Annotated in this window: 19 protein-coding genes; 9 read left to right on the forward strand and 10 right to left on the reverse strand. The window is 49.8% G+C overall.

Translation table 11 applies throughout. The annotated features are described in order from the left end of the window. Positions 1-18: 18 nt before the first annotated feature. Both AC52PS_RS02435 and AC52PS_RS02440 read left to right on the forward strand, forming a co-directional pair. Positions 19-363, forward strand: coding sequence for an STAS domain-containing protein (locus AC52PS_RS02435; protein WP_495561440.1), 345 nt, complete (start codon positions 19-21; stop codon positions 361-363). Positions 364-367: 4 nt separating this feature from the next. Continuing rightward, positions 368-901, forward strand: a complete 534-nt coding sequence (locus AC52PS_RS02440; RefSeq protein WP_495561441.1) for an ATP-binding protein — start codon at positions 368-370, stop codon at positions 899-901. Positions 902-1,397: 496 nt separating this feature from the next. On the opposite strand, the gene AC52PS_RS02445 is transcribed toward AC52PS_RS02440, so the two are convergent. From AC52PS_RS02445 to AC52PS_RS02455, 3 genes are all read right to left on the reverse strand, one after another. Next, positions 1,398-2,162, reverse strand: a complete 765-nt coding sequence (locus tag AC52PS_RS02445) for an alpha/beta hydrolase (RefSeq protein WP_495561442.1) — start codon at positions 2,160-2,162, stop codon at positions 1,398-1,400. Beyond that, positions 2,162-2,680 carry a hypothetical protein gene (locus AC52PS_RS02450; protein WP_495561443.1) on the reverse strand — a complete coding sequence of 173 codons (519 nt, stop codon included), beginning with the start codon at positions 2,678-2,680 and terminating at the stop codon, positions 2,162-2,164. Before AC52PS_RS02450 ends, AC52PS_RS02445 begins: the two co-directional genes overlap by 1 nt. A 175-nt stretch (positions 2,681-2,855) precedes the next feature. Next, on the reverse strand, positions 2,856-3,950 hold the full coding sequence (locus AC52PS_RS02455) for a DUF8084 family protein (protein WP_495561444.1): 1,095 nt from the start codon (positions 3,948-3,950) through the stop codon (positions 2,856-2,858). Positions 3,951-4,194: 244 nt separating this feature from the next. Between AC52PS_RS02455 and AC52PS_RS02460 the strand changes: the two genes are divergently transcribed. Continuing rightward, positions 4,195-6,720: a glycogen/starch/alpha-glucan phosphorylase gene (locus AC52PS_RS02460; protein WP_495561445.1), complete on the forward strand. Its 2,526-nt coding sequence runs from the start codon at positions 4,195-4,197 to the stop codon at positions 6,718-6,720. A 300-nt stretch (positions 6,721-7,020) separates the two neighbouring features. On the opposite strand, the gene AC52PS_RS02465 is transcribed toward AC52PS_RS02460, so the two are convergent. Together AC52PS_RS02465 and AC52PS_RS02470 are read right to left on the reverse strand one after the other, a co-directional pair. Beyond that, a complete protein-coding gene (locus AC52PS_RS02465) occupies positions 7,021-7,524 on the reverse strand; it encodes an FKBP-type peptidyl-prolyl cis-trans isomerase (RefSeq protein WP_495561446.1) in 504 nt (167 codons plus the stop codon). Between the two features lie 193 nt (positions 7,525-7,717). Beyond that, a complete protein-coding gene (locus AC52PS_RS02470) occupies positions 7,718-8,623 on the reverse strand; it encodes a nucleotidyltransferase family protein (protein WP_495561447.1) in 906 nt (301 codons plus the stop codon). A gap of 247 nt (positions 8,624-8,870) precedes the next feature. Here AC52PS_RS02470 and AC52PS_RS02475 point away from each other — a divergent pair, with 247 nt between their 5' ends. Beyond that, positions 8,871-9,854: a hypothetical protein gene (locus tag AC52PS_RS02475; RefSeq protein ID WP_495561448.1), complete on the forward strand. Its 984-nt coding sequence runs from the start codon at positions 8,871-8,873 to the stop codon at positions 9,852-9,854. Beyond that, the gene (locus tag AC52PS_RS02480; RefSeq protein WP_495561449.1) at positions 9,851-10,321 is read left to right on the forward strand and encodes a hypothetical protein; all 471 of its coding nucleotides are present in this window, start codon (positions 9,851-9,853) and stop codon (positions 10,319-10,321) included. The genes AC52PS_RS02475 and AC52PS_RS02480 overlap by 4 nt, the downstream gene beginning before the upstream one ends. 40 nt (positions 10,322-10,361) lie before the next feature. On the opposite strand, the gene AC52PS_RS02485 is transcribed toward AC52PS_RS02480, so the two are convergent. The 4 genes from AC52PS_RS02485 to AC52PS_RS02500 all read right to left on the reverse strand — a co-directional run bounded on the left by AC52PS_RS02485 (position 10,362) and on the right by AC52PS_RS02500 (position 15,574). After that, the gene (locus AC52PS_RS02485) at positions 10,362-11,222 is read right to left on the reverse strand and encodes a diguanylate cyclase (RefSeq protein ID WP_495561450.1); all 861 of its coding nucleotides are present in this window, start codon (positions 11,220-11,222) and stop codon (positions 10,362-10,364) included. Positions 11,223-11,305: 83 nt separating this feature from the next. Then, a complete protein-coding gene (locus AC52PS_RS02490) occupies positions 11,306-13,846 on the reverse strand; it encodes an ATP-binding protein (RefSeq protein WP_495561451.1) in 2,541 nt (846 codons plus the stop codon). A gap of 4 nt (positions 13,847-13,850) precedes the next feature. Continuing rightward, entirely contained in the window at positions 13,851-14,645 is a 795-nt protein-coding gene (locus AC52PS_RS02495) for a hypothetical protein (protein ID WP_495561452.1), read from the reverse strand. Between the two features lie 29 nt (positions 14,646-14,674). After that, positions 14,675-15,574 carry a glycosyltransferase family 2 protein gene (locus AC52PS_RS02500; RefSeq protein WP_495561453.1) on the reverse strand — a complete coding sequence of 300 codons (900 nt, stop codon included), beginning with the start codon at positions 15,572-15,574 and terminating at the stop codon, positions 14,675-14,677. Between the two features lie 38 nt (positions 15,575-15,612). Between AC52PS_RS02500 and AC52PS_RS02505 the strand changes: the two genes are divergently transcribed. From AC52PS_RS02505 to AC52PS_RS02520, 4 genes are all read left to right on the forward strand, one after another. Beyond that, positions 15,613-16,647 carry a M48 family metallopeptidase gene (locus AC52PS_RS02505; RefSeq protein ID WP_495561454.1) on the forward strand — a complete coding sequence of 345 codons (1,035 nt, stop codon included), beginning with the start codon at positions 15,613-15,615 and terminating at the stop codon, positions 16,645-16,647. A 351-nt stretch (positions 16,648-16,998) separates the two neighbouring features. Then, complete coding sequence (bcp, locus tag AC52PS_RS02510; RefSeq protein WP_495561455.1) at positions 16,999-17,466, forward strand: thioredoxin-dependent thiol peroxidase; 468 nt, start codon at positions 16,999-17,001, stop codon at positions 17,464-17,466. 192 nt (positions 17,467-17,658) lie between these two features. Beyond that, positions 17,659-18,549: an endonuclease/exonuclease/phosphatase family protein gene (locus tag AC52PS_RS02515; RefSeq protein WP_495561456.1), complete on the forward strand. Its 891-nt coding sequence runs from the start codon at positions 17,659-17,661 to the stop codon at positions 18,547-18,549. A gap of 223 nt (positions 18,550-18,772) precedes the next feature. Continuing rightward, positions 18,773-20,044 (forward strand): hypothetical protein, encoded by a 1,272-nt coding sequence (locus AC52PS_RS02520; protein ID WP_495561457.1) that lies wholly within the window; start codon positions 18,773-18,775, stop codon positions 20,042-20,044. Between the two features lie 69 nt (positions 20,045-20,113). On the opposite strand, the gene AC52PS_RS02525 is transcribed toward AC52PS_RS02520, so the two are convergent. Beyond that, the gene (locus tag AC52PS_RS02525; RefSeq protein ID WP_495561458.1) at positions 20,114-25,246 is read right to left on the reverse strand and encodes a beta strand repeat-containing protein; all 5,133 of its coding nucleotides are present in this window, start codon (positions 25,244-25,246) and stop codon (positions 20,114-20,116) included. Positions 25,247-25,347: the final 101 nt, after the last annotated feature.

A 25,347-nucleotide genomic window follows, 5' to 3' on the forward strand; every position in this document is an offset into this window, starting at 1 on the left:
TTTTTCAAGGAGCTGTACATGGAAGTTAAACTGAAAAATAAGAACGGCGTTCTTCTTGTTGAACTCCAGGAAGAGATCGACTTATTCCATGCCAATAAACTCAAGCTGTACTTCAACAAGATATTTGAATCTTCCCATAAGAAAATTGTCCTGAATTTTCAGGAAGTGACATATATCGACAGTTCGGGTATTGGTGCCCTGCTGAATATTTTCAAGGAATCCAAGAAACGGGAAATCAAAATCCTCTTTACCAACATTCACGGTTCAGTGAAAAAGGTAATTGAACTCACCAAACTGGATGATTATTTCCCTATTTTAAGGACTCAGGAAGAAGCCATAGAACAACTTGAAGCTGGGGAGTAAAAAAGTGGAAGCAAAACAGTTAATAGTAGATGAGAATCACAATTTGTTCGATAAGAACAACATGTTTTACAAAAAATTCGCCTCTGACCAGCGTCAGATTCGCTATTTCGCTCTGGTTGTGGTGCAAAAAGCGCCCCCTGAAATTCATGAAATCAACCTGCTTGAACAGCAGATTTCCGAACTTCTGAAAAACGCCGTTAAGCACGGAAACCGGAACGATCCCAGTAAAAGCGTCCATGTCTGGTATTATTTCAGCAGCGATGAAGCCCGGCTTATCGTTGAAGACGAAGGCGACGGTTTTCAGGATCTTGAAAAGTGGAACGAATTCAACCGCAAGCGAATTCAATGTCTCCAGGAACGGAACTTCGATGAGCTTGATAACTTTGTAAGTTTCCGGACCAAGCGAAGCGATGAACATGACGGAGGCAATGCCCTCTTCGCCGCCATGGAATACTGGGACGAAGGCATGGTGTATAACGAAAAGAAAAACGCCGTGGCAGTAGGCAAAAAATTTGAAAAGAAGCGGCTGGAAGTGTAATCTCAACGAGTGAGTGATCTTTCAGCGGAAAGCTGCCGGCAATCTACATCCCCCGGAAAAACCCCGGAAGATCACTGTAAGAACAATACCAGTCCCCCGGGGAAAAGATTCAGAAAAATCGGTCAACAACCTGAGAAGCGGCTGCGGGATATATTTCCTGCGGCCGTTTTTTGATCCCGGGAATGCTCTACTCGAGTACCTGCAATTCCAGAAATGAGCGGATTGTCAAGTAGAGATTCTCAAGCTTTTCTTCCCGCATATTCAAAATTGCATGGGATTCATCTTCTAAACGCTCGGTCACAATGTTTGCATAAGGCGCACTGAGCTTTGGAATGCCGGATTTCCAATCCACCACCGAGTCGCCGGTACCCTGGAGAACCAGAACGGGTCCGCGGTACAGGTCCTCAGATATTTCACCCCAAGAATCGATCCAGCGGGAATATGCATCCAGCCAGCCCGGTGCATAGACAGAAGAGAGGAGCGGATCCTCCCGGGTTCAGAACTCCCGGAAATCCGGATTCTTGCTGACTCCCCGGGGAAGAACCGTAGGGTTTTGCGCAAACGGGGGAATCTCAATGTTCTGCCCTCCGAGAATGGCGCTGGCACGGCTGCGGAAACGGTAGCCTTTCATATCCACCAGAGGGGCTGCAAAAATGACCCCGTCGGGCATTGGACCATTATTTCGGTACAGAATCCGCTGAGTCTCTATTATGGCCGATGCGCCGGTGCTGTGCCCCATCATTATACACGGCAGCTGTTGCGAGACATCGCCGCCGGTGTACAGCTGGTTCACCACGTTCCCGTAATGGGAGAAATGTTCAATATCATTCCGGGGGCCGTCGGAGAGACCGTGACCCGGCAGGTCGGGAAGGATCACCGTCCAGCCGTCTGAGGTGAGCAGCCTTGCCATATCGGCCATATGCCCTGCATGGGCCATATAGCCATGAATAAGCACTACGCACCCCTTGTTCTCCACGTCTGCGGGACGCTGCCGGGCGAGAAAAATCCGCCCAAGGTCGCTGTACATATAGCGGGCTTCCAGCTTAAGAGGATCGAACCCGAAGTATGTTGCATATTCCCCCAATCCGGGAACCTGTTCCCATCGCCGCCATTCTTCCCCGAGACTCTCTTCTATATGCATCAGCCCTGTCTTAATATCTGCAGGAATTTCTTCAACCGTGGTGCAGGAGGTAAAAAGCACGGCAGCGGCAACCAGAAAGAGAACGTTCACAGCCCGGGATCCGGGTACTTTGCTTACCACTAATCTTCTTCCAGATGTATCCGCCAGCTCCCAATTTCTCGGGGATAGGCCTCTTTCAGTGCATGGAACTCCTGAAGAACAATATGATCCAGATGATACTGCATATAGAGGGAGCCGCTTTTCTGTTCAATATACTCGGGAAAGAGCGTAAGGGTGTCAGGTTTTATGGTGAACGCAGTGAAGCTGTGTTGAAAATCACTGGGCGAATACTCTTCACCGCCATGGAAATACCTTTCGCCCTGTATGAAATATTCTCCCTCCTTCAGGTCCTGAATTACCATGAACGACCTGGATGAGGGAACTCTTTTCTGCACAACTATTGCTCCGGACTCAACGTCCGCCACCATCAGTACTGAATAGTTTTCGCTGGTCACATCTTTACTATCCAGCATCAGCAAAAGTGCCCCGGTATTATTCCCGGGGTTTTCCGGGAAGCTGGCACATGAGCTGAACGTCGCCAGGATCGCCACACTCATCCCCAGCAGTACCCTGGACATTCCACGTCGCGCTTGAATCATTGAATTCCTCCTTTGTGAGTATGCAGTGCACCAAAGCTTGTGAAAAACATCATTTTTCCATGTTTTCACGAACCGAACCACTACCGGTTAGGGTGTGAAAATTGGAGACACTACATCTATGGTCTGCCGCATGCAGAATATCCCGTTTCACAAGCTTCTGTGCACTGGAATCGGACTAAAAAATCAAATTCAGATTCATTAAGCTCTGTTTGGTACTGGGAATGTAATTTACGAAAGACTCAAAGTTAATATCCATCTTACTGCAGGCGTCCTTCAGATAAGAAAGATAGTACAGCCCCAGGTCCTTGTTCATCACCTCGGCTCCATATCCTGCGGCAAAAAAATTGTCCAGGCTCTTCTCCCGCAGATTAATGTTGGACTTGGAGTCGACACGGTCACGGAGGGATTCGAATTCCTGGTTCTGCTGGATAATATGAATCTTCATTTTGGTGCGCTCGTTCTTTTCCCGCTTTTTTTCAGAAAATTCCATGGATATATTCACCGCCTCATGGCCCATTGCCGCTTCGGCGGAGCCGCCTCCCTGAGACATAATGCCGCCCACTATAATAATCATCTCAATGAGCATCAGTGCCAGATACTCGGGAGTTTCGGAGCGGTCCAGATATACCTCCAAAGATGTGCGCAGCTCCTGCAGAAGGCTCTGGGCATCTATCCGCTCCCGATACACGGTAAGCAAAAGCCACACTACCGGATCCACCATGTTGAGGTAGCGGATTGCCAGGTACATTTTTTTCTTCTTCTCATCTTCCAGGGCGGATTCATTACGGACAATCCTGGCCTGGATCGATTTCAGCAGACCTTGCTTGAACGCGGTTATTTCCGCCTCGTTCTTTTTGATAACCGCCATAACCCCGGCGCTGCGGACGTTCATCCCGAATCCTATGGCCACCTTTGGAAACTGCCTGTTCCATAAATTTGTGAGGTTCGACTCCATAATGATATCCCATATCCGGGCATCAAACTGACGGTAGAGCATACCGTAGGTCATAAGCTTGCTCAGATCGATGAGATTATTTCTGTCCCGGGCTATATTCCTGGTCTGCAGCTCAACCCGGTTCATAAACCCGTTCACGGCCATCTGCTGGAGCTGACGAGCATCTGCTGCAGGCAGGGTGTATCCGTGAAGAGCTAATCCGTCGAACATTACCACTTTCGAGATTTTCTGCCGGCGCTGCAAATGGTACGCAACCCCGTCATCGTGAAGACCAATTCTCAGTGGTCCCTGAATGGGTTCTCTGTTCTGTTCCACGTATCCAATTGTAGTCCGACAGGCATCACTCTTTCCAGCCCCCCCGGGGCCTCCACCTTGACAGCACTAAACCGGTTTTATTAGTATGGCACTGGTTCGGTTCTCGTCTTTTTTCCCAATCGGAGAACAGTCCCGCAAGTCAACATTTCTTCCCGGCGGCTTCGGGGGTAGACGCCGGCGAGGCATACCAGCAGTGGTACCACTACTTCGTAAAACCACCGTGGATAACCACAGAGGAGTACAAATGGCTAAAGCTAGTAATTCTGCACCCAAAAACATCCGGAACGGCCTGGACGCCGAGACGGTTAAATGGGATTTTGCGGAAACCCTGAAATACACCATGGGTGTAGACAGTTATTCCGCCACAGAACATGACCGCTACATGGCTCTTGCGTACGCAGTCAGAGACCGGCTCATTAATCAATGGCTTCAAACTCAACGGACCCATCACAACAAAGATGTGAAGCGGGTGTATTATCTGTCTCTGGAATTCCTCATGGGTCGGGCCATGGGAAACAATGTTATCAATTCCGGTATTGAAGGGGCCGTACGCAAGGCTCTGGACGAACTGGGGTACGACTTTGAGGAACTCCGGGAACAGGAAATCGACGCAGGTTTGGGTAACGGCGGCCTGGGACGTCTTGCCGCATGTTTTATCGATTCCATGGCAACATTGGATTTGCCCGCATTCGGGTATGGTCTGCGTTATGATTACGGGATTTTCCGTCAGGAAATTGATAACGGATATCAGGTTGAGCATCCCGATGACTGGTTGAGAAACGGAAACCCGTGGGAAATTGAACGCCCCGATATTTCTGTTGAGGTAAATTTCGGCGGCCGGGTGGTTGCAACAGAAGACAACGGGAAAATTAACTACCGATGGATCGACACCGACAGCGTTGTAGGTGTTGCATACGACCAGCCCATTGTGGGTTACGGCGGGAACACCGTGAACACCCTCCGCCTCTGGGGTGCCCGTGCCAATGAAGAATTCAGCTTTTATGACTTCAATGCCGGGGATTATGCGGAAGCGGTTGCTGACAGGGTTCAGGCGGAAAATCTGACCCGCGTACTCTACCCGAACGACACCCTGTATCTGGGTAAAGAACTGCGGCTGAAGCAGCAGTATTTCTTCGTTGCCTGTTCTCTTGCGGATATTCTCCGCCGCTTCAAAAAGTCAGGCAAAAAATGGACCGAGCTTCCCAAAATGGCAGCCATTCAGCTGAATGACACCCATCCTTCCGTGGCAGTTGCAGAACTGATGCGGGTTCTGATCGACGAAGAAGGTCTGGACTGGGACAACGCCTGGGACATAACCGTAAATACCATGGGATACACCAACCACACACTCATGCCCGAAGCATTGGAAAAGTGGCCCGTACCCATGTTCGAAAAGCTCCTTCCCCGCCATCTCCAGCTTATTTATGAAATCAACCACCGCTTCCTCAGCAAAGTTGCTGTCAAGTTCCCCGGCGATACCGCAAAACTCCGGGATATGAGCATTATTGAAGAAGGGGAGCCCAAAATGATCCGGATGGCCTTCCTTGCCATCGTAGGCTCACATTCCACGAACGGGGTTGCCGCTCTTCATACAGAACTTCTGAAAGCCCGTCTGGTGCCCAACTTTGCTTCCATGTGGCCCGAACGGTTCAACAATAAAACCAACGGAATAACCCAGCGACGCTTCCTGCTCAAGTCTAATCCTCCCCTTGCTCAACTGCTCACGGAAACCGTTGGTGAAGGTTGGATAACCCAGCTCAGTGAGCTGGAACAAATCCGGAGCAAAGCCAAAGATGCCACGTTCCAGAAGAAAATCGCGAAGGTGAAGCTGGAAGCGAAGAAACGGCTGGCCGAGTATGTGGAAAAAGATTACGGGTACAAGCTGGACACATCCCACATCTTCGATATCCAGATCAAGCGTATTCATGAGTATAAACGACAGCTGCTGAACGCTCTTCACATCATTATGCTGTACAACCGGATCAAGCGCGGCGAAACCAAAGATATGGCTCCCCGGACCTTTATCTTCGGCGGTAAGGCAGCCCCCGGGTATCAGATGGCAAAGCTTATTATCAAACTGATCAACAATATTTCCACGGTAATCAACAACGATCCGGATGTGAATACATACCTTCAGGTATACTTTCTGGGCAATTATCGGGTAAGCCTTGCTGAACGTCTTATTCCCGCCGCAGATGTTTCCGAGCAGATCTCCACCGCCGGAACAGAGGCATCCGGTACCGGAAACATGAAGTTCATGGCCAACGGAGCGCTCACTATCGGTACCCTGGACGGAGCCAATATTGAGATTAAGGAAGAAGCCGGGGATGACAACATTTTCATTTTCGGTATGAACGCCGATGAAGTGGAAGCTCTGCGTCCAGTATACGACCCCTATCAGTACTATCTGGAAGATACTGAGATCAAGGAAGCCCTTGACCTTCTGTTCAGCGGATATTTCAACTTCGGCGAGCCCGGCATTTTTGAGCCCATCCGCCAGACGCTGTTTGAACGAGGCGATAACTACATGCATCTTGCCGATCTGCGAAGCTACGCTGACGCACACGATCAGGTTGTAAAAGCCTATAACAATCAAAAGAAGTGGTTGGAATTGTCCATCAACAATATTGCGGGATGCGGAAAGTTTTCCTCAGACCGGACAATTAGTCAGTATGCCGAAGAGATCTGGAATGTTAAGCCCTGCAAGGTGGAAAGAAACACCGAGGGCGATGACACCCTCATTGAGGCAACACTCAAGGGTAAGAAATAAGATACGTTTCACCCGGTATGCGGTTTTAAGCCGCTTACTGAACAGGACGCATACAAGGCCATCCGGGTTTCCCGGGTGGCTTTTTTTATCTCTAGCCACCGCCCTGCTTGGCTGTATCTTTGTTTAATGGGGCTTTAGGGGGGACAATTCAGTTAGGCCGGAAAAATGGGGATACAGAATTGGAAAAGTAAAAACCGCCGGCGGATGTTCCTGGCCGACGGTTATTTCGGTGCTTCGAGTGGCTGAATGTTTCCCCGCGCTTCATCGTGCTGCGCGGCGGGGATTAATGGCGGAACCCGATCAATGGCCGTGTCCGCCGCAGCCGCAGCCGCCACCGCCGCAACCGCAGCCCTGGTCCTGATTCAGCAGATGCTCGGGGACCTCTTCTACGGAGGTGACCTTAACGGTAAATTCGATATCTTGTCCCGCCAGGGGATGGTTGGCATCAAGGGTCACTTCATCGTCGCCGATTTCTGTAACCGTAAGCTCAGCGGGGCGTCCCCCGATGGTGCTTTGAACCCGAACCCCCGGCTCCAAGCCTTCAAAGCCTTCAAAACGCTCAATGGGCACGGTGAATACGAGGTCCTCTCTGCGTTCGCCGTAGGCTTCATCCGCAGGGATAACAAAATTCAGGTCATCTCCCACTGAAGCTCCCTCCAGTCTGTCATCCAGACCGGGAACCACATCGCCTCTTCCCAGAATAAAAGAAAACGGCCCGTTTTTTTCCGAATCGCCCAGCAGAACTCCGTCTGTGGTCTTGAACGTATAGTCAATGGTTATTTGTGTGTTCTTTACAGCAGTCATATATCAGAGAATAGTAAAATCCATCCCGGCAATCAAGCCTGTCAGGCAAGAATATTACAGATTTGGTAAGTAATTATTTACCCGGTGACCTAATCACACAGACGGACAGGATATTCGAGCGGGCGGCTCGGCTGCGGCTCGGCTGCGGCTCGACTGCGGCTCGACTGCGGCTCGGCTGCGGCACTGGCTAATCCTAATCCCACAGGCGGGCGGGGTATTCTCCCGACTCCACCAGAGACTGTATGCTGCGCACCACATCTGGTCGGTCCTCCTGATAGGTAATTCCGAACCACTCGGCGGAGCTGGGCAGAACCTTCATGCTTGCTTCGCCGCTGTGTACCGCATCGTTAGCCACCGTGGGAATGTAAAATTCACTTTTCAGATCGGGTCCTGAGCGGGAGAGAAATGCGGCGAACATTTCCTGCATACGGGGCAGCACCGCCGGGGTGAATCCGAAAAGATTCATTGAGACCGGCTCATCCCCGCTGAAGCGTTCGCTGCTGCCTTCAGGCAGATGACTGAGCACATGATCGCTCTTTTTTTCCAATTTGGTATGCTCGGTCATTCCGGTTAAATATCCTCGTTCATCCACCTCACATATTCCCCGGGAGACGGTACCATTCTCGCTGACGGTTTTCATCAGCTGATACCCCACCATGGCATACTCCCGGTCCCCGGTGTTCCGGGAGGCAAGAAAATCCCCCATAACCCGATATGCATCCTTTCCGTAAAAATCGTCGGCATTAATAACCGCAAAAGGTTCTTTCAGCACATCCCTGGCGGCCAATACCGCATGGGCGGTTCCCCAGGGTTTGCTGCGACCCTCCGGAACCTCAAAACCACCGGGTAGATCATCCATCTCCTGAAATACATACTCACAATGTATTTTATCCCCAAAACGGGGGAGAACATGCCGATCAAAATCCTTTTTGATATCTTTTCTGATAACAAAAACCACTTTACCGAACCCGGCTCGGATGGCATCGAAGATTGAATACTCCAGAATAATCTCCCCGTTGCTGCCAACAGGCTCAATTTGCTTAATGCCGCCATAGCGACTCCCCATTCCTGCGGCAAGAATAAGTAAGGTCGGTTTCATCCACCCTCCTGAGAAAAACTGTTCTTGATTTACCTGAAATCAAAGTATAGCATGGCCATATAGACAAAAAAACCCCGGCCGTTTGGCCGGGGCACACTGACCCTTAAAAAGGACCCTTTGTGAAGAGGAGACTCTCCAACACACTCGTATGTTTCTATTATACTTCACCGATTAAAGAAAACAATCTTATTGTCCACTTCCTTTTCCTGTTACCGAATAATTTCATCCAATTTCCGGAGATATGCCCATGAGCACCCCAAATTCATCACGAAATATCCTTATTGCAGTACAGTCCGGGAAAATGATTCTATGGCATCTGGTGGATGCATCGGGTAGAATCCGCGAAGAACGCATCTTTGAGCATGGTGCAGCAGAAATCGGCGAAGAGCTTCCCACCATTGTGTACCGTATTCGAAAAATGCGTCATGATCCCAAGCGCCAAGCTGCCGGGGTGGTTTTCACCAACCTGGATGAAGAAGCCTCCCGGCTACTTGCCCGGGGAATTTCCGGAAATGACGGTGCGCCTATCACTCGACTCTCTCCTGCCGAGGCACTTTCCTTCTTTATTCAGGGAAAAACCGTGGCGAAACAGTCCCCCAATGCCGGGCAGGAAGCATGGACAGAAATCCATCATCCGATGCTGCTTGTTATCGATGAACGCACCGAAGTATACGTTCCCGACGCCCATGCAGGGGGCGGTTCGTTATTCACTCCCGGATTAATGATTCTTCGTTCTGACGGATTTCTCCACCCGTCTTTTCCAAGAGGGAGCGCCGCAGCCGAGTTCAGCAGTCATGGACTGGCTGAATCCCTTTCCTTTGCAGCACCCGGAGGGCCATTGGAAATCCAAGCCAGGTTCCGCAGCCGGCTTCGCAGGGGTGAACCCGATGCCCGGAAATATTTTTCACGGTTCTGCGAAAATCTCGCCTTTCTCTGCATCAACCTTCATTCCATGTTTCCAGGCCGTGAACTGCTGCTCTATGGGCCGCTGGTTTCATCCGACCCCATGTTTCAGAAAACTGTACGAGAAAACATCAACAAAATTATGTATCCTGTTGATGCCGGGGCGTTCGCAACTTCCGTCCGAGTCGGGCTTGATTATCTCAGATGCATCAGTTCCGGGGCCGGTATGTGGTTCGGCACGGATGGATCCACGGCAAAAACGACGGAGGGAACCACAGAGGCGGCCACGGAAGGAACCGCAGCAGAAAATGAGGAGACTCAATCATGAACCGTACAATCGTTTTTCCGCTCCAACCCGCGCCACCCGTCCGTTCTAATCTTCCGGCCGCCCTGCTCCTTATTCTTGCACTGTTACCCCTGTCTTGTTCTTATGGTACAGACACCCCGGATGGAGCCTCCAGAGCATTCCTTGAGGCGCTGCAGGAGGGAGACTTCCAGACAGCCGCCGATCTATCTCTGGACAGCAGCGCAGGTCTCATACTGTTCATGGAAAAGATGATTAAGGCTGCAAATGAAAGGCCAGAAACGGGGCAGGAAAGCCTATCTCTGCCTATTCCGCCAAAGGATACGGACATAACACTGATATCTGCGGAGGAGAGAACCGGGTATCAACGGATGAGTTACCGCATAGGAGAGAAGGTATTCGTTCTCCATGCCATTGAGTCCGACGGGGAATGGTTCATTGAGTTGCCCAGGGAAAGCTGGGACAGCGGTGACGGTGCAGACCGGCGCTAGGTGAGGCTTTTCCCACACTCTTTGGGGCATTTTCAATGAGCTAGTGCTGGCGTTCCTTATGGAGATACATCCGCCGATCCGCCTGAATCAGCAGCTCTTCTATGCTGTCGCCGTCCATGGGGAAGGCCGACTGCCCCAGTGAGATGCTGAATTTCATCCCTTGCATTTCCCGCAGTGAGAGGGCGCTCACATTCTCCGTAATCCGTTCGCTCAGGCGCCGGGCATGTTCTATGTCTGCGCCGTCCATGAGGATCACGAATTCATCACCGCCGTAGCGGCATAACAGATCGCTGCCCCGGATGGTGCCCGCCAGGGTTTCAGAAATAGCACTGAGAAGCAGGTCACCGGCACTGTGACCATACCGGTCATTTACTTCTTTAAAATTATCTATATCCGCAAAGACTACGGCCAGGCGGGAATCCTGCCTCCGCGCCAGCTCCATGAGCCTGGCATACTCCCGTTCAATAAATCGCCGGTTATATAAGCCGGTAAGTGGATCGGTCAGACTGTCCATATGGATCCGTTGAATCCTGTGATGCTCTTGGGACGCTTCATCCAGCACCGTTTTCAGATCTCCGGTATCGAAGGGCTTCTGAAGAAAGCTGAATACCCTGCTTCTGTTTATGGCCTGCATGGCCGTTTCCATATCCGCGTAACCTGTGAGCATAATGCGGATTGTATCGGGAAAGCGCTCCATGCTTTTGCGCAGGAAATCGATTCCATCGCTTCCCGGCATTCGGTAATCGGCGACCACCACAGAAAAGGGAGCTTCGGATTCCAATAACTTCAACGCCTCATCGGCATTGGGCGCTACGGCACACTCATATGATCGGCGGAAATTTCTCTGGATGGACTGAAGGAGATTGGTATCATCATCAACAAATAGAATTTTGTCACGCATGACTGCCTCCCTGAGTTTTGCTCTGTACAGGCAATTTCACACATCTTCGTTGTATGTAATTGCAGGAACCTATTTAGGACTGATTATTCGGCTGCATCAGGTAGAATAAGGCGAAACTCGCTGCCTTCTTCGGGTGAACTTCGCAGCAGGATTTCACCGTTATGGCGATTTTCTATGATTTCATAGACAATTGCAAGACCCTGACCGGTCCCCGCCCCTACTTCCTTGGTGGTGAAAAAGGGTTCGAAAATCCGATTTTGATGCTCCGGGGCAATTCCCACCCCGTTGTCCTTCACCACAATTTCCACCCGTCCCGCACGCCGGGAACTGGAAATTCGTATTTCGCCCTTGAGGGGTTCATACGGGGCTTTTTCGCTGTAAAAGCGTTCCTTGACTGCATGGGCTGAGTTCACAATCAGATTGATAAGCGCCTGGCTGATATCCTGGGCGGAACACAACAGTTCCGGAGGTGAAGCGCTCAGATCAGTCTCCACCCGGGCGTAGCGGGACCATTCATACTTACAGAGCAGCACTGCGTCCAGGATAACTCTGTTGATATCCGCCTCCGTATTCTGACCCGGAGCGGCATTGCCCGGGTGGGAATAGGTCCGCATGGCGTCCAGAAGCTGTTTCTGCTTATTAACCCCTTCAATACTCTGACTGATAGCCCGGGGTATCTCATCCAGAAGAAACGGAAGATCCATCTGGGAAAGCTTCTGGGTAAAATACCTCACCCGTTCATAGGGCATATTGGTAATTGAAGATTCGTACTTCTTCAGCTCTTCATGAAGTTCTCCACCAACAGAGTACATTGCCGAAAGACTCTCATCAATAAAGTGGAGATTATCCTGTATATACTGATTCGGCGTATTCATTTCATGGGCAATTCCCGCCGCCAATTCGCCCATGGCTTCAATTCTTCGGGTATGATTCAGCTGAACTTCCATTAGCTCTCTCTGAAGCCTGAGCTGTCCCTGTTTAAGATAGCTGCAAATTTCATGGAACACCGCCTGAATGAGATCATGATCTCCATTTTGCTCCAGATTACGGTCGTACGCGTAGACTTCCAGGGAGAAATTATATTCACAGCTAAATTCCGTTTCCTGACGGTAATGATCGGCACAGCCATCCGATGAGCATTCTCCCACGGAGATTTCCTGCCCGTAGAGATGTATTTGAATACAGCAGAATCTTCTGTTGTCCAGATGTTTGTATAACAGGGATGCGGCCTCCCGCACTTGGGTAACAGGGTCTCCCTGATCTTCCCGGAACAATCGATTAATGCTGAACAGACAATTCAGCTGGCTGACCTTCTGCTCAAGACGTTGAATCAGATTTTTCTTTTGAACATCTCCAAGCCGCTGAAGATAATAGCTTTTAAACATCTCAGCGATCATGAGAAACAGCATTCGGTCCTCATACACCAGGGGAGTTTCCGGCGCGAAAATCCACAGACTTCCTAAAAGCCGTTCCCCGTAGCGCATGGGAAGGATAAATATCCGGGGGATGGGTTCCCCCTCCCAGCTCTCGGTGTAAATATATTCTTCGCCCTCCAGCGCATTCCGTAAATCCTGCAGCTGCTCATTGCGTAAATTCCTCCTCTCACCTTCGTGGAGTTTTCTCCGATTGACCCAGCTCAGCTCAGAACCTTTGAATATATCTTCCTCCGGAGAGTACAGTTCCATGGACACCGAATCGGCTTCACACAGACTGCCCAGCTGTTCCAATGCTTCCATGAAACTGCTCCGGGGGTTTTCCACTTCTATAAAATACCCGGCAATAAGGCTCATTGCACTTTCCATTTTCAAGCGATGTTTGAATTTATCTTCAATCATCCGGCGTTGTGATATATCTCTGATAATGCTGTAGTACAGAAGTGATTCGTCTGAGGAAGAATTGATCTTTCCGGTGAGTACCTCCGCAGAAAACACCGTATTCCGTGCATTCTGAAGCAGGAGCTCCAAATGCATTTTGTCGTGGAGCGAGCTTCCGGAAATCAGCTCATTGAATACTCCTCTGAACTCCGAGGGTTCATAGTCCTGCAGCCGATTTCCATCCGGCCCGCCTTCACCTCCACCGAGTAACTCCCGGGCCCGGGGATTCGACTGAAGTATAACCCCTTCCCGGGTATGCACGAGTATTCCGTCGCCGTTGTTGAGGAAAAGCTGATGATACGCCTTACCAAAGCCCGCCGGATCGGCACCCTCGCCGGACACGGGAAATTGGGGGAAGCCTGGCCTGGATGCACGGAGATTTCTCCGAACCGACAGTTCCAATTCGGCTTGGCTGTAGGGCCGGGCCAGGAGGTCATAGTTGCAGCTCTCAAGCTCACCCGCTCTCAAGGCGTCCTCAAGAGCGTTACGGTCAAGACAGACAATTGCCGGTATCCCGGCCCGGGTTAATGAATTGCACCGGGATTTCCGTTCTGCGGGATCATCCATTGCATCGCTGTCAAAAAAAACCAGGGAGACTCTGCTCAGGGCTTCAAGGAGCCGATCCGCAAGATTTTCGCCAGGGCCAAGAACGGTAAAACTTTCAATACCGCATTTCTGGAGTACGGCGGCAATTCGGGTATGGGTTTCCGGCGTATTTGCTATAATCAGAGCTGAGTGATGGCGTTTCATACCATCAGTATATTACAGAGAATTCCAGAGCAGTACGCAAAGTAAGCAATTCAATAATATTCACTTCGAATTCTGCAGCCTTTCGGGTATCAATTCCCAAATTTTCTGCTTCTTGAGGAGTGAGAAACCTCCCACCCTGGATTTTTCGGGAATCGGTATCTGCATTTTCCGGAAGAACGAATACCAAAACCAAATTCGAACTGTCGAATATGGAATTCAACCCATCCTCACCGGCATAATCCCCCAGCGCCCATAAAAGGTCGCTCCGATACTGTTCAGCTGTTACTTCTGCGGTCCCGGATACATCTCCCGGGGGAAGCAGAAAGTCCGCAACTTCACGGGAACTGGCCGGTCCCAGGGAAAGAAGTCCCCGCACCACCTCCGGGGTGATCCGAATGTTCAGTTCCCGGGAACCTGCTGCATTTCCTGACATACTGATAAATTCCCCGGTTGTGGAAAGGTTTTCCCGGGACACCAGTTCATTAATGTTCTGGAATTCAACACTCACATTGATATGCTTTGGATCATCCTGGGACAGGCTGCGGAGCACCACCCCGCTGCGGCTATTCAGCTGTTCTGTAAGCTGCAGAGGATCCAGAATGGTTTCCAGATCGTAATTTCCGGTAATATCCTGATAATACTGTACCAGTATCGGGTGAACTGAGGCATTAATCTCCCCAGTACCGGATAAATCGGGTTCAAGGAGAATAGTTGATTCTGAGGAGCAGGATGCCCCAAGGAACATACATGCCGCCGCTACAAGAAAGGATGAAACCACTGTCATATTCCGGTTGTTCATAAAGACTGCCCCTGCAATTGAAATTTCAATCAGCCGTGCTCCCCGCGTACGGTACGGATTATCCCCCGCATTCTCTCAGCATCGGCTTCATTGCCACGCTTCTGTGCACCCTGTATGTATATGTTCGCTTTCTTCACCAGCATATTACGGATCGCCGCCAATTGTGCCGGAGAAAACCTGCTGCCGGATCCATCCAGCAGCCGCTGCAACGCCGTTATGCGGAAAATCTCAATCTGCCCATACCGCTGGGACAGCTGATCCTGACCGGGCATCCCCGCCCGTTTCAGTACACAGGGCTCATCCACATAACCAGCCTCTTCCCGTGCAGTTACACGCAACCAGAACTCATAGTCCTCGGCCACCTGCAAATCCTCACGGAATCCGCCCAGAGACTCAAAAAGCCGGCGGTCCATCATGACGGTGCTTGGCCCGATAATACACTTCCAGAGGGAATCGACGAACAGATCCCCGCTTCTCCGGTGCTTCTGACGTTTTTGGCTTACTTCCCGCCGGCCTCCATGTTCATCGAATCGGATCCAGCGCTCCCGGGTATGGGTGATGCTCCACCGCCCATGCAGGGGAAGCTGAAGGGCAAGCTTGGATGGAAGCCACATATCATCCGAATCCAGAAATGCTATGAGATCGTGCCGGGCCAGTTCTACTCCCCGGTTCCGTGCACGCCCCGGGTATCCCCGGTGTTCAATGGTAAGGGGCACAAAATCCCGTTTCAGCCCCGGCTGGCGAGCCTGAAGCTCCTTCCAACGGGATTCGGCCCCCACAAGAGAACCGTCGCTGGATCCGTCATCAACCACAATGCACTCCAGGTCTCCATCGGTAAAGTCCTGATGAAAAACGCTATCCAGGGCCTCAAGAAGGTGGTGAGCACGGTTATACACAGGTATAATTACAGAAACGGAATTCAGATTCACTGATCCGCATTCTACAACAGATTACTTCGGAGGAAAACATGGCAGAAAAGAAAATCATCTACCCCGATAAAACCGTCCTCACCGGCATATCCCCCCGGGCGTGGGAGCACCCCGCAGACAGGGCCGCATTGAACAGTCTTAGAGCCGTACCGGGTCTGGACCAGGTTATGAAATTCCTGGTTGGAATGACCAATGAGAAAAGTCTCCGGCTGCTGTTCCTCAGTTCCACGGTAAAATGCAGCGAAACCCAGTTTCCCCGGGTAACCAGTTTACGCAACGAGGCGGCCCGGATCATGGACGCGGATTATCTTCCGGATATATTCGTTACCCAGAGTCCGGTATTGAATGCCGGTGCTATCGGGGTTGATACTCCGTTTATCTCCCTGAATTCCGAGCTGGTCAGGCATTTCAGCGATGAAGAGCTTCTCAGCGTCATTGCCCACGAGATGGCCCACATCATGAGCGGCCATGTGCTCTATAAAACCCTGCTCTGGGTTCTCATGAATATGGGAATTATGATCTTCCGGCTTCCCTTAAGCCAGCTGGTACTCATGGGACTGATCGGTGCATTGCGGGAATGGGACCGGAAGAGTGAGCTCAGCGCAGACCGGGCAGCCCTGCTCACCATTCAGAACCCGGAGGTTCAGTACCGTACGCTGCTGAAACTTGCCGGTGGATTCGAAACCGACCAGATGAATATTCAGGAATTCTTCGCTCAGGCGGATGAATACGATTCATACGGCAATGTGGTGGACAGCGTGTACAAGAGCCTGAACCTCTTTACCCAGACGCACCCCTTCCCCGTGCTGCGCATCAAGGATCTTCGTGACTGGTATGAATCCGGCCGATATGAAGAAGTCATTCAGGGCAAATATCCCCGGCGTGACGGCAGCGAGGATGACGACATCCGCAAGGACTTTGAAGAGGCTGCCAGGCAGTACCAGGAAGACCTGAAAAAAAGCCGGGATCCTCTGGCCCGCACCATCAGCGATTTTGGCGAAAACATCAGTAAGGGTGTGGAAAACACCGCCAGGGAAGCCGAGGAGTTTTTTCGAAATATTTTTAAGTCCTAGAGGCAATTTTGAAAGATGCTCCCTAAGCAAGACAGGCGGAGCACCCCCAACAGACGGCAGGCTCGTATCGGCGCCGGCAAGACACCCGGAGCAGAGGGCAGGCTTGTATCGGCGCCTGCCGGGCCGTTTTCTCGCCGGGCCGTTTTCCAGCCGGGCCGTTTTCCAGCTGGGCCGTTTTCTCGCAGGGCTTTCGCGTCGCCCAGGTTAGTGTGTTCACCGTCATACAAATATCTACTCCTGCAGTTTTTTTTTCAGTACATTATCCTCAGAAAACAGGGCGCGGCGGAATCTGCGTAATATCACATGATGCCGCCGTTTCAATAAATATATTCTTAGCGAAAGGAGCATCCCATGGAAAAACTTCCCATACCCGAAGCAGGCAGCGAAGCCCCGGAGTTCAGCGCATTGAATCAGAACGGAGAAACCGTATCCCTCAGTGATTTTACCGGCAAAAAAGTTGTGTTGTATTTTTACCCAAAGGACAATACCCCCGGCTGCACCAAGGAGGCCTGCAGTCTCCGTGATAACTTCAGTGCCATTCAGAACCGTGGAGCGGTAATTTTGGGGGTCAGCAGGGACGGAGAAAAGAGTCACAGCAATTTTATTGAAAAATTCAGTCTGCCCTTCGACCTTCTGGTGGACAAAGATCTAACTGTTCACAAAGCCTACGGTGCATATGGAGAAAAAAATATGTACGGAAAGAAGAGCGAAGGGGCATTCAGATACACCTTCATAATCGATGAGAGAGGAATTATACAGAAAGTTTTTAAAAAAGTAAAGACTGATGCACACGGTGAGGAAATTTTAAATTATATTTAGTCACAAGACTTGTTGAGTAAGTATCAACAAGCAAAGCATTTGCGGGTCGCAGCCTTCGGCAGAACTGATTCTTAGGATTTCACCTTTTCAGTTCATTGAGGTTCCTCCTTGAAGGGCCGGGGGATGCGGCCCCTTTTTTTCCGATTTTTTACAGATGAAATTTCACCGGCTTTTTGCTACAATGGCAATAGTATGATTCCCGATCAGAACCACGGCGATACTATTCAAAGCGATGCTATAATCATGCCCGCCACCGGGCGGAACACTGGCATCCTGATTCTACTCATTGTTCTCCTGAGTTCCTGCATCAGCCATCCCCGGCCTCTTCCGGAGAATCCCTACACCGGAACTCGTACAGGCCTCGAGATCTCAACACTGAATGTCATGTACGACAGAACCGAAGAGTCCATGAACCGGATCACCAGGCTGAAAAACCTTCTACAGGACTCCAACAAAGACATTTGGTTCCTCCAGGAAGTGGTGAGTATTATGCCCGATGATTTCATTGCCCCGGAGAACCGGATATTCCACATGCTGAAGACCATGGAGGAATACGGGATCATCTCTGTTGACTCCTACTCCCGGACAGGCAATATCAACCCCATCCTATATAACAGAGAGCGCTTCTCTCCTGTACGCAGCGGCACCTACTGGTTCAGTCACAAGTCCTTTGTTCCCGACTCCCGCAGCTGGGGAAACACCCGGCCACGGCAAATGACCTGGGCGGTTCTCTATGATCGTGCGGTGGATAATTGCATATCCATGGTGAACCTCCATCTGGACCACGCCTCCCCGGAATCCCGCAGATCATCCGTGGAAATGCTGCTGAACGTTATTCATCTGGAACGACTGAACGCACACCCCATCATCATCGCCGGCGATTTCAACAGCATTTCTCAATCGAATACCGCCAATCTGCTCACAGAACAATTCAATGAGGCTGAATACCCGGGCGGTAGTTTCCGCCGCCTGCCAATGTCTATTGATCATGTCTTTTACCGCGGACTCACTGAATTAGACTGCCGGGCCGTCCCGGTTGACGTAAGCGATCATAAGCTGATCAGCGCAGAGTTTTCGTATTAGCAACACTCCGAAGGCAGTCTGTTATGAGCAAATGTGAGCTGGCGGTCTAAATAGAATTATTCTCTCGATCATGCTATATTTAGAGGAGGTTGGTGATCCATGAAAACGTATCTGGCTTGTTGTGTTCCTGGGTGTGAATCCGCCAGCGAACGTACTCGTTATTCACAGCTGCTCGAAGTCAGTACACATGGTTTCCGCCGGTCGGTTTCCCAAGGGGCTCAATATGAGAGATCAGAAAGATACCGTAGCCAGTAAACATATGAGAAGCGGTAGATATATCATGACTTCCTGCTTTACCATTCTTTTATTTTCACTTTTACTGACAAGCTGCGGCGATCCTCTGAACATCTTCAGGGAATATGATGGAGTTAACCTGATTGACAGATATCAATTTGGCGAGACTGATGATGAAGGAAACGGCTGGACTGCTGATCATGGTTGGGGTTCCGGATTCACTCAAACTTCGGCGAATAACTACATGAACTTTGAGCCGGTTACCGGAATAGACACAAGTTCCATCCCCGCTCCAGCAGATGGTGATGCCATTCGGGTATACCGACTGGAAGTAAAAAATCAATTTGTGAACGGGGATTTTGAATCCGCTGGCGAGCTTTCGGATGTGGTGTATGTTGATCCAGACTCTGGCGTTGAATCATCGGAATCTATTGAATCCGGAGTTGCGAATGAAATAGGAACCGGCCAGTCAATTAGGATTAATACTGTTATTGATGATCCTATCGACCAATATTACATTGATCTGGCAAGCCGGGTTAACACCTGGTCTGAGGCCAGTGAGTACAGTTTTCATTTTGATTTTTATTCATATATCGGCTCTTATTATTTCCAGTTTGATGATAATACAGACCGACCGGACTTTCTGTATTTCACTGCGTTAGCAGAACGAACAGAAACGGTTCTCTCCTTTCCCGGTTCCGCTTCATCTGAAAAAAACAACCGCATAAGTGCCGATCCACGATACTCGCGCTGGTATTTGGGAAGGGTAGATGGAACAGTTCAATTTGACAGCCAATTAGATAATATCCGATTCGTCCGATCGGACAGCGATTATTCGGTACGCCTGCAAATACCCTATGTGCATGAAAGCAGCGGTCTGGAACTGGTTCAAAATGCCCCATACGTTTTCACAATATTTGTTCGGAAAGATTCCCGGGCTCTGGGAGCGAACAATTTCTATTCGAACCTAATAAATATTACTGCATCAGATATCTATTCCGAAGGCATAGGCGGAGTAACGGTAAGTCAGGATTTTGACATCAGTTCTATTGGAAGCTCATGGACGAAAATAGATATGCAGTTTGACGGCCTTGTCCAGGGGATCCCTGAAGATACTTCCACAAAGATGATTGAAATTGCAGTAACTGCTTCAGGGCTCAATAAAACCAGCGATGAAGCAGGTAATCTCAGCGTATTCCCACTGGATGCAGGGGCAGTACTCATTGCAGCACCTTCTCTCCGATTAGGTACAATAGAGTAAGCGAGAGAAATACTGCTTGAGACACTCCCAATTTTCATCGGGTTGAATTCATAGTTTTTTGAAAGGGCCTCACTTTACAACAAGAACTTTCCGTACTTCATCAACTCCTGGTGCTACTATTCGTATGAAGTAGAATCCCCTGGCCACAACATCGCCGGTACTGTTACGTCCATTCCATGAAATATTATGTATACCCGTACCTTGTCTTCCACGGTGAAGAACCTTCACAAGATCACCATCAAGGGTAAACACATTAATAATTACCATTCCCGGACGATCAAGGGTATAGTTGAGAACTGTTTGATCCCCTGTTTCAGGATTAATCACATTATTCAGGATGGTTGCCCCGCCCCGTTGCACCACCAGGCCGCCTATTTCTATGCTCCAGGGTTTCAGGGTTAAGGGTTCATTGGGATCCTCTATGGTTGCTGCAAGAAGGGGCCCGACCCGGTACATAAATTCAACTTGAGCACCCCGTTCGATTTCAGGGTCGCCGGCGGGCAAAAGATGCTGGGCAATGCCGGTTGAGGGATCGGAATTCTTCCGACTGCTAATCCGTGCTGCGGTATTCGGATCGGTTATCAAACCGGGCACGGCTATGGGCGACCAGTACATTCCCGGAGATCCATCCAGCAACAGATTCTTTTGCTCATCGGGGATATTCACATCGAAGAAAAGGTTAATTGGAAGATCATGGAAACTCGGGGCAGCTATTCCCGACTCAACGGTAATATCCAGATCATCTAAAGCTTCACTCCCGTCAAATTTCCTAATTGAGCTGAACCCCGCTCCCCGTTCATCATCTTTCTGGATTCCATCTGTGGCCCAAATAGGGTGAACAATTCCTATGCCCACATCGGTAATTCGGCGGTCTGAACCAATTCTGTACTGATTAAGGGCTTTATCATAGAATGTCTCAGTCAAAGGACCTGGATCCTGATCCACCGGCCGGATATCAATCAGGAATAGATCATCGGCACTCAATTCACTGTCGAGCAGAAGATATGCTTCCTCAACTCCGGGGGTATTGCTGGGTGAAAGCTCGGCATTGGATTTAAGAACTTCCATACCTGTTATATTTACTCCGGGATCAGAAAGTACAAAAAAGGTTTCGTCAATTGCTGAGCTTAAGCTTTGGTCAGCCCATACCGGTTCAGTGAATTTAACATAGATTCGGTTACCACTTACCGCTGCCAAGGAAAGGATAATTTCCGGAGGCGTACGCTCAATGGCCAGGAGCTTCCCTTTCTCGGGCGACACAGCTACGCCGCTCTCTTCAAATGGATTAATGGAGTAGGGTTCATATTCGGGTCCGAATTGGGATGCCATATTCTCCGGCCTACTGCTTGGCATTAAATTACCCGCAAGGTCGGTAAGGTATCCATTTTGATTATGAGTATAGGCAAGATATATTTCAGTGAGGTTATCCCAACCTGACGTTGCAGCATTGCTGATAAATATCCTGAAGTATGGATCATCGTTACCCGTAATAATCGATCCATCCCGACGATACAGTCGGTTTTCTACAGTATCTGTTTGATACTCTGCGCCCAGTTCAGTTCCTGCATTATAGGCGGTACTCAAGCTTTCTTCCCGTACTCCAAGCCTGATTGACTGTGTAAAGGTAGTAATATCCCCAGCATATGTGGCACTGGAATCACGGACTCCTCGGTAGGTTTCTCCAGCCTGCTCATCCAGTTCGTCTCCTGCTCCGGCGGTACCATAATACGGCCGATCAGAGAATATCGGCCCTCCTGGAGGGCCTTCATCGTGATCGGTGCTTGGAGTCCAGTTCCCCAGTTCGGCAAGATTATCTTCACTTAGTTGGAAGGCACCGGATGAGGCAATCCCGTTATCCTGGATAAAAATATCAAAACTATCGATCAGCTGAGTAATTGAATTTTCAATCAGTACAATCTCATATGCCTGGGCAACATTGGGTCGAAGTCCGGGATACAAATTATCCGGGTCGGGTCCTGCCTGGAAAGCCGAAATTACCGGAGCTGATACATCCCAAAAGTCGAAATTGGTTCCCGGTGTGTATATGCTGCCCGGAAGAGCGGTAGCCCCAAAAGGAGTAAACGGTGTATCCGTTGCCGCAAAACTGGACCCAATCGGATACGCGTCGGGGCGCCAGACGGTTTCGGGGGTCTCCATCAGACTTCGCGTGCTTTCCAAGGCATCTATCCAGTTGTCGGATGCCGAACTGTCTGTAATGGAATTATTTTGCTCAACCTCTATTAGTGTTCCCGGCGAATAAGGGTCTGGAACGAGAAAGTGCCAACCCGGCCATTTGGTTCCATCGAAAAAACCGGCCAAGTACACTTCTATGGTTCGATCATTCAATGCATACAAACTATTGACCGTTTCTTTTCCGGCAGCAGGAACATCCCGGTACCCTGTTTGAAAGGAAGGATCATTTCCAATGGCATAACCGGAATTTGTATAATAAAGATACCCGTTGAGATGAACCACTTCTTCATTGGTAGAGTCTGAATCAATATCAATTTGATCATTAAGGAAATCGCCGCCGATAGTTGCCGCCCCATCGAATGTGGTGTCTGCACGATAGTTCCCGGGACCTATTACCGCGCTAGGCAGTTGGGTGCTGAGGTTAATATCTTCTGAAAAATGGAGTTTGAAAAAATTATGTCCATCTCTTCCGTCACCGGAATCCCTCATCCGCCCCACTTCTACTGCATAGAGCACTGGGCCCATTTTATCCACAGCAGCTTCATTTACGTTCAGATCGGCATCGCCGCTTCCAAATCCGCCTCCATCATTGTCGGCGTACACCATATCCGCACCATTGCTTCCCCGAAGCTCTGCTTTCAACCAGGCTATATCCACAGCGCCGATGGCGGGAGCATTTCCCTCACTGTCTGTTCCGGATCCTGCTCCTCCGGCATCTGTTCCATTGGAGTCTGTAGCCCATGTTGCGCTATCTAGTTTGATGTAGATCGATTCCAGAGCATCAAACGACGCATTATCTGTGAGACGGTATGGTTCTGTGTCCAGATTTCCGTCGCCGTCATCATCTACAATCTCACTGTATAGCGGAAAACTCTGATCTCCTGCCCAATATGGAGCAAGGTAAACCTCTGCCAGGAAGGGCGTACCACCAATGTTAATTGACGTAACGCTAGTAGTAATTTCCGAGTTCGTATTCATAATAGGTTTGTTAAATGTAATCTTGGCAACATCATCTTTTATCAGCTCTATCGAATCGACAACTGTTATTACATTGTCGAAACCATAGTTTGGCGTATATTCGCTGTCGAATCGCACCCTTCCGGCGCCGGCTCCCGAAAAATCTCCGGCAAAAACCCGTGTGTCCGGATTAAATTCCGCTTGAGTGAACGAAGAGTAGTCATACTGACTGGTGGAACCGTTTAGCTGTGAAGGTGCAGCGGCTTCAGCGGTTACAATGTTTGCAGCAATAATTGTTTGGGTCTGAACTAGGGCATTATTGACTGTATTATTAATTGATACTGCATAGGGTGCACCCCAGTCGCTGTTATCTCCCGGGGTGGGAGCCGCGAATCTGTTATCAGGCAAATAGAGGTTCCAATCGGCACCGGCGGAGGGGAGGTCCGTGGTATTCACATACAAATTCCCCGAGTTATCGCTTGGCCCGAATGTATTGTCCCCTTGGTTATCAACCCGAATATTCACGCCGTCCAGATCTGAAAACGCTGCTGAATAGGGAGGTGCAGGCTGATATGCTTCTATGCGCGGCATATTAATTGCATCCGGATATTTCCATTTATCGGCACCCGCAGCCCTGTCGGGATCATCCACCGAAGTATTGGCCGCGTAACCCAGTACAACGAAATCCTGGTCTGTGAAGAGATCCGTTGGAATTGCAACTCCGCCTCTGAGATCGAGAGTACCGTCGAAGAAGAAGAAATTATCAGAAGAAATGGCAGAAACATCGTCCAGGGAAATAGTAGACCCGGCAGAATCAATAAAGAGATCATTAAAAACAAGCGGTCTATCGTTGGTATCGATATCCGCATCTACCGGAACATTAATATAGGTCTCGTTTGCAGTAATAAATTGATTACTGGCAGGGCCATCGGTTCGAACTCCGCCGCCGCTGAGTTCGATAATATCAGCTGTAAATGTCAGGTTGCCAAGTTCTAGACCACCTCCACCGTCTGTTAACGGGTCATCTGTCCCAATATTGCCTTCAATAACAATTTGAGATGAAGCATTTCCGTTGTCATCTATAGTCAGATTCTCGGATGTACCAGAGACAATATTGGAGTTGGATGTGAACGTCACATTTGCAGCATTAAAATCTATAGTAACCGTGCCGCTGGAAATTGTGAGAGTATCGTTGATGGCTGCCGGATTGGCATTGAACGTGCCGAAGGTGATGTCGCCATTTGATATGAAGGTGATGCCATACATTTCAACATCATCCTGTAAATTGCTTGCCACCGTGGATCCAGTAACAGTCACATCTCCATAAAAGGCTATACTGCCTGTGAGTGCATTGTCCTGTAATAACCCTTCACCTGCATCCAGGGTACTATTGAAAATAACATCACCAGTACCTGTAACCTGTAATGATCCTGCATTTCCGGATGCCAGAGTTACCGCGTCATTAAATGTCGTGCTCCCCGCTGAAGCAATCGTCAGATTTGTACCGGCAGCAGCTCCAAGGGCAGTGCTATTGCCAACAGGCCCATTCACTGTGCTGGTTCCGTCAAAATTCAATGTGAGATTCTGCGCACCATTCAGCTGGGAATTAATGGTCAGATCGGCGCTGCCTGCATCATCGGTAATCGTTACTGCTCCTCCGCTAAGTTCCAAGGTATCGGTATTAGCGTTGCCGATGGTTAAAGTGCCGCCACTTATGAGCGTAAGAGCTGCATTGAGTTCAAGATCAGCGTTGTAGGTGTATGTTCCTGAACCAAAGGTTATATCTCCCGAGGCTGTAAACAGACCTGCAGCGTTATCCTGAACAAGATTTCCTCCCACATCCAGAGTGCCTTGAAGGGTTACTGTACCCCCATTGTGGTTGAAATCGCCGGTAACATCCACATTACCACCTGTAGAGTCCAAAACAACTTCCGTGCTTAGATCACCTAAAACATTGAGATCATGAGTAGCAATCGAAAGCTCCCCATTGATTGCTGCCGCTGCGCCAACCGTAGCATCATTTTGCAGGGTTACACTCGTTCCTGCTTCCACGGTAAAGTTGTTGTAACTCCCCCCGGATGTCAGGTTGGTTGCCCCCCCTGAATCAAATGTTACCGTGCCACCGGCAGCTGTGAATGTGGTAAATGTTACTG

This window comes from Salinispira sp. (assembly GCF_059431795.1).

Bases quoted from the DNA above. Each gene is read 5' to 3' on its own strand.
- AC52PS_RS02460 (WP_495561445.1), top strand. From the start codon at position 4,195: ATGGCTAAAGCTAGTAATTCTGCACCCAAAAACATCCGGAACGGCCTG.
- AC52PS_RS02475 (WP_495561448.1), top strand. From the start codon at position 8,871: ATGAGCACCCCAAATTCATCACGAAATATCCTTATTGCAGTACAGTCC.
- AC52PS_RS02505 (WP_495561454.1), top strand. From the start codon at position 15,613: ATGGCAGAAAAGAAAATCATCTACCCCGATAAAACCGTCCTCACCGGC.
- AC52PS_RS02485 (WP_495561450.1), bottom strand. From the start codon at position 11,222: ATGCGTGACAAAATTCTATTTGTTGATGATGATACCAATCTCCTTCAG.
- bcp (WP_495561455.1), top strand. From the start codon at position 16,999: ATGGAAAAACTTCCCATACCCGAAGCAGGCAGCGAAGCCCCGGAGTTC.
- AC52PS_RS02470 (WP_495561447.1), bottom strand. From the start codon at position 8,623: ATGAAACCGACCTTACTTATTCTTGCCGCAGGAATGGGGAGTCGCTAT.
- AC52PS_RS02450 (WP_495561443.1), bottom strand. From the start codon at position 2,680: ATGATTCAAGCGCGACGTGGAATGTCCAGGGTACTGCTGGGGATGAGT.
- AC52PS_RS02520 (WP_495561457.1), top strand. From the start codon at position 18,773: ATGAGAGATCAGAAAGATACCGTAGCCAGTAAACATATGAGAAGCGGT.
- AC52PS_RS02435 (WP_495561440.1), top strand. From the start codon at position 19: ATGGAAGTTAAACTGAAAAATAAGAACGGCGTTCTTCTTGTTGAACTC.
- AC52PS_RS02495 (WP_495561452.1), bottom strand. From the start codon at position 14,645: ATGAACAACCGGAATATGACAGTGGTTTCATCCTTTCTTGTAGCGGCG.
- AC52PS_RS02465 (WP_495561446.1), bottom strand. From the start codon at position 7,524: ATGACTGCTGTAAAGAACACACAAATAACCATTGACTATACGTTCAAG.
- AC52PS_RS02480 (WP_495561449.1), top strand. From the start codon at position 9,851: ATGAACCGTACAATCGTTTTTCCGCTCCAACCCGCGCCACCCGTCCGT.
- AC52PS_RS02515 (WP_495561456.1), top strand. From the start codon at position 17,659: ATGATTCCCGATCAGAACCACGGCGATACTATTCAAAGCGATGCTATA.
- AC52PS_RS02490 (WP_495561451.1), bottom strand. From the start codon at position 13,846: ATGAAACGCCATCACTCAGCTCTGATTATAGCAAATACGCCGGAAACC.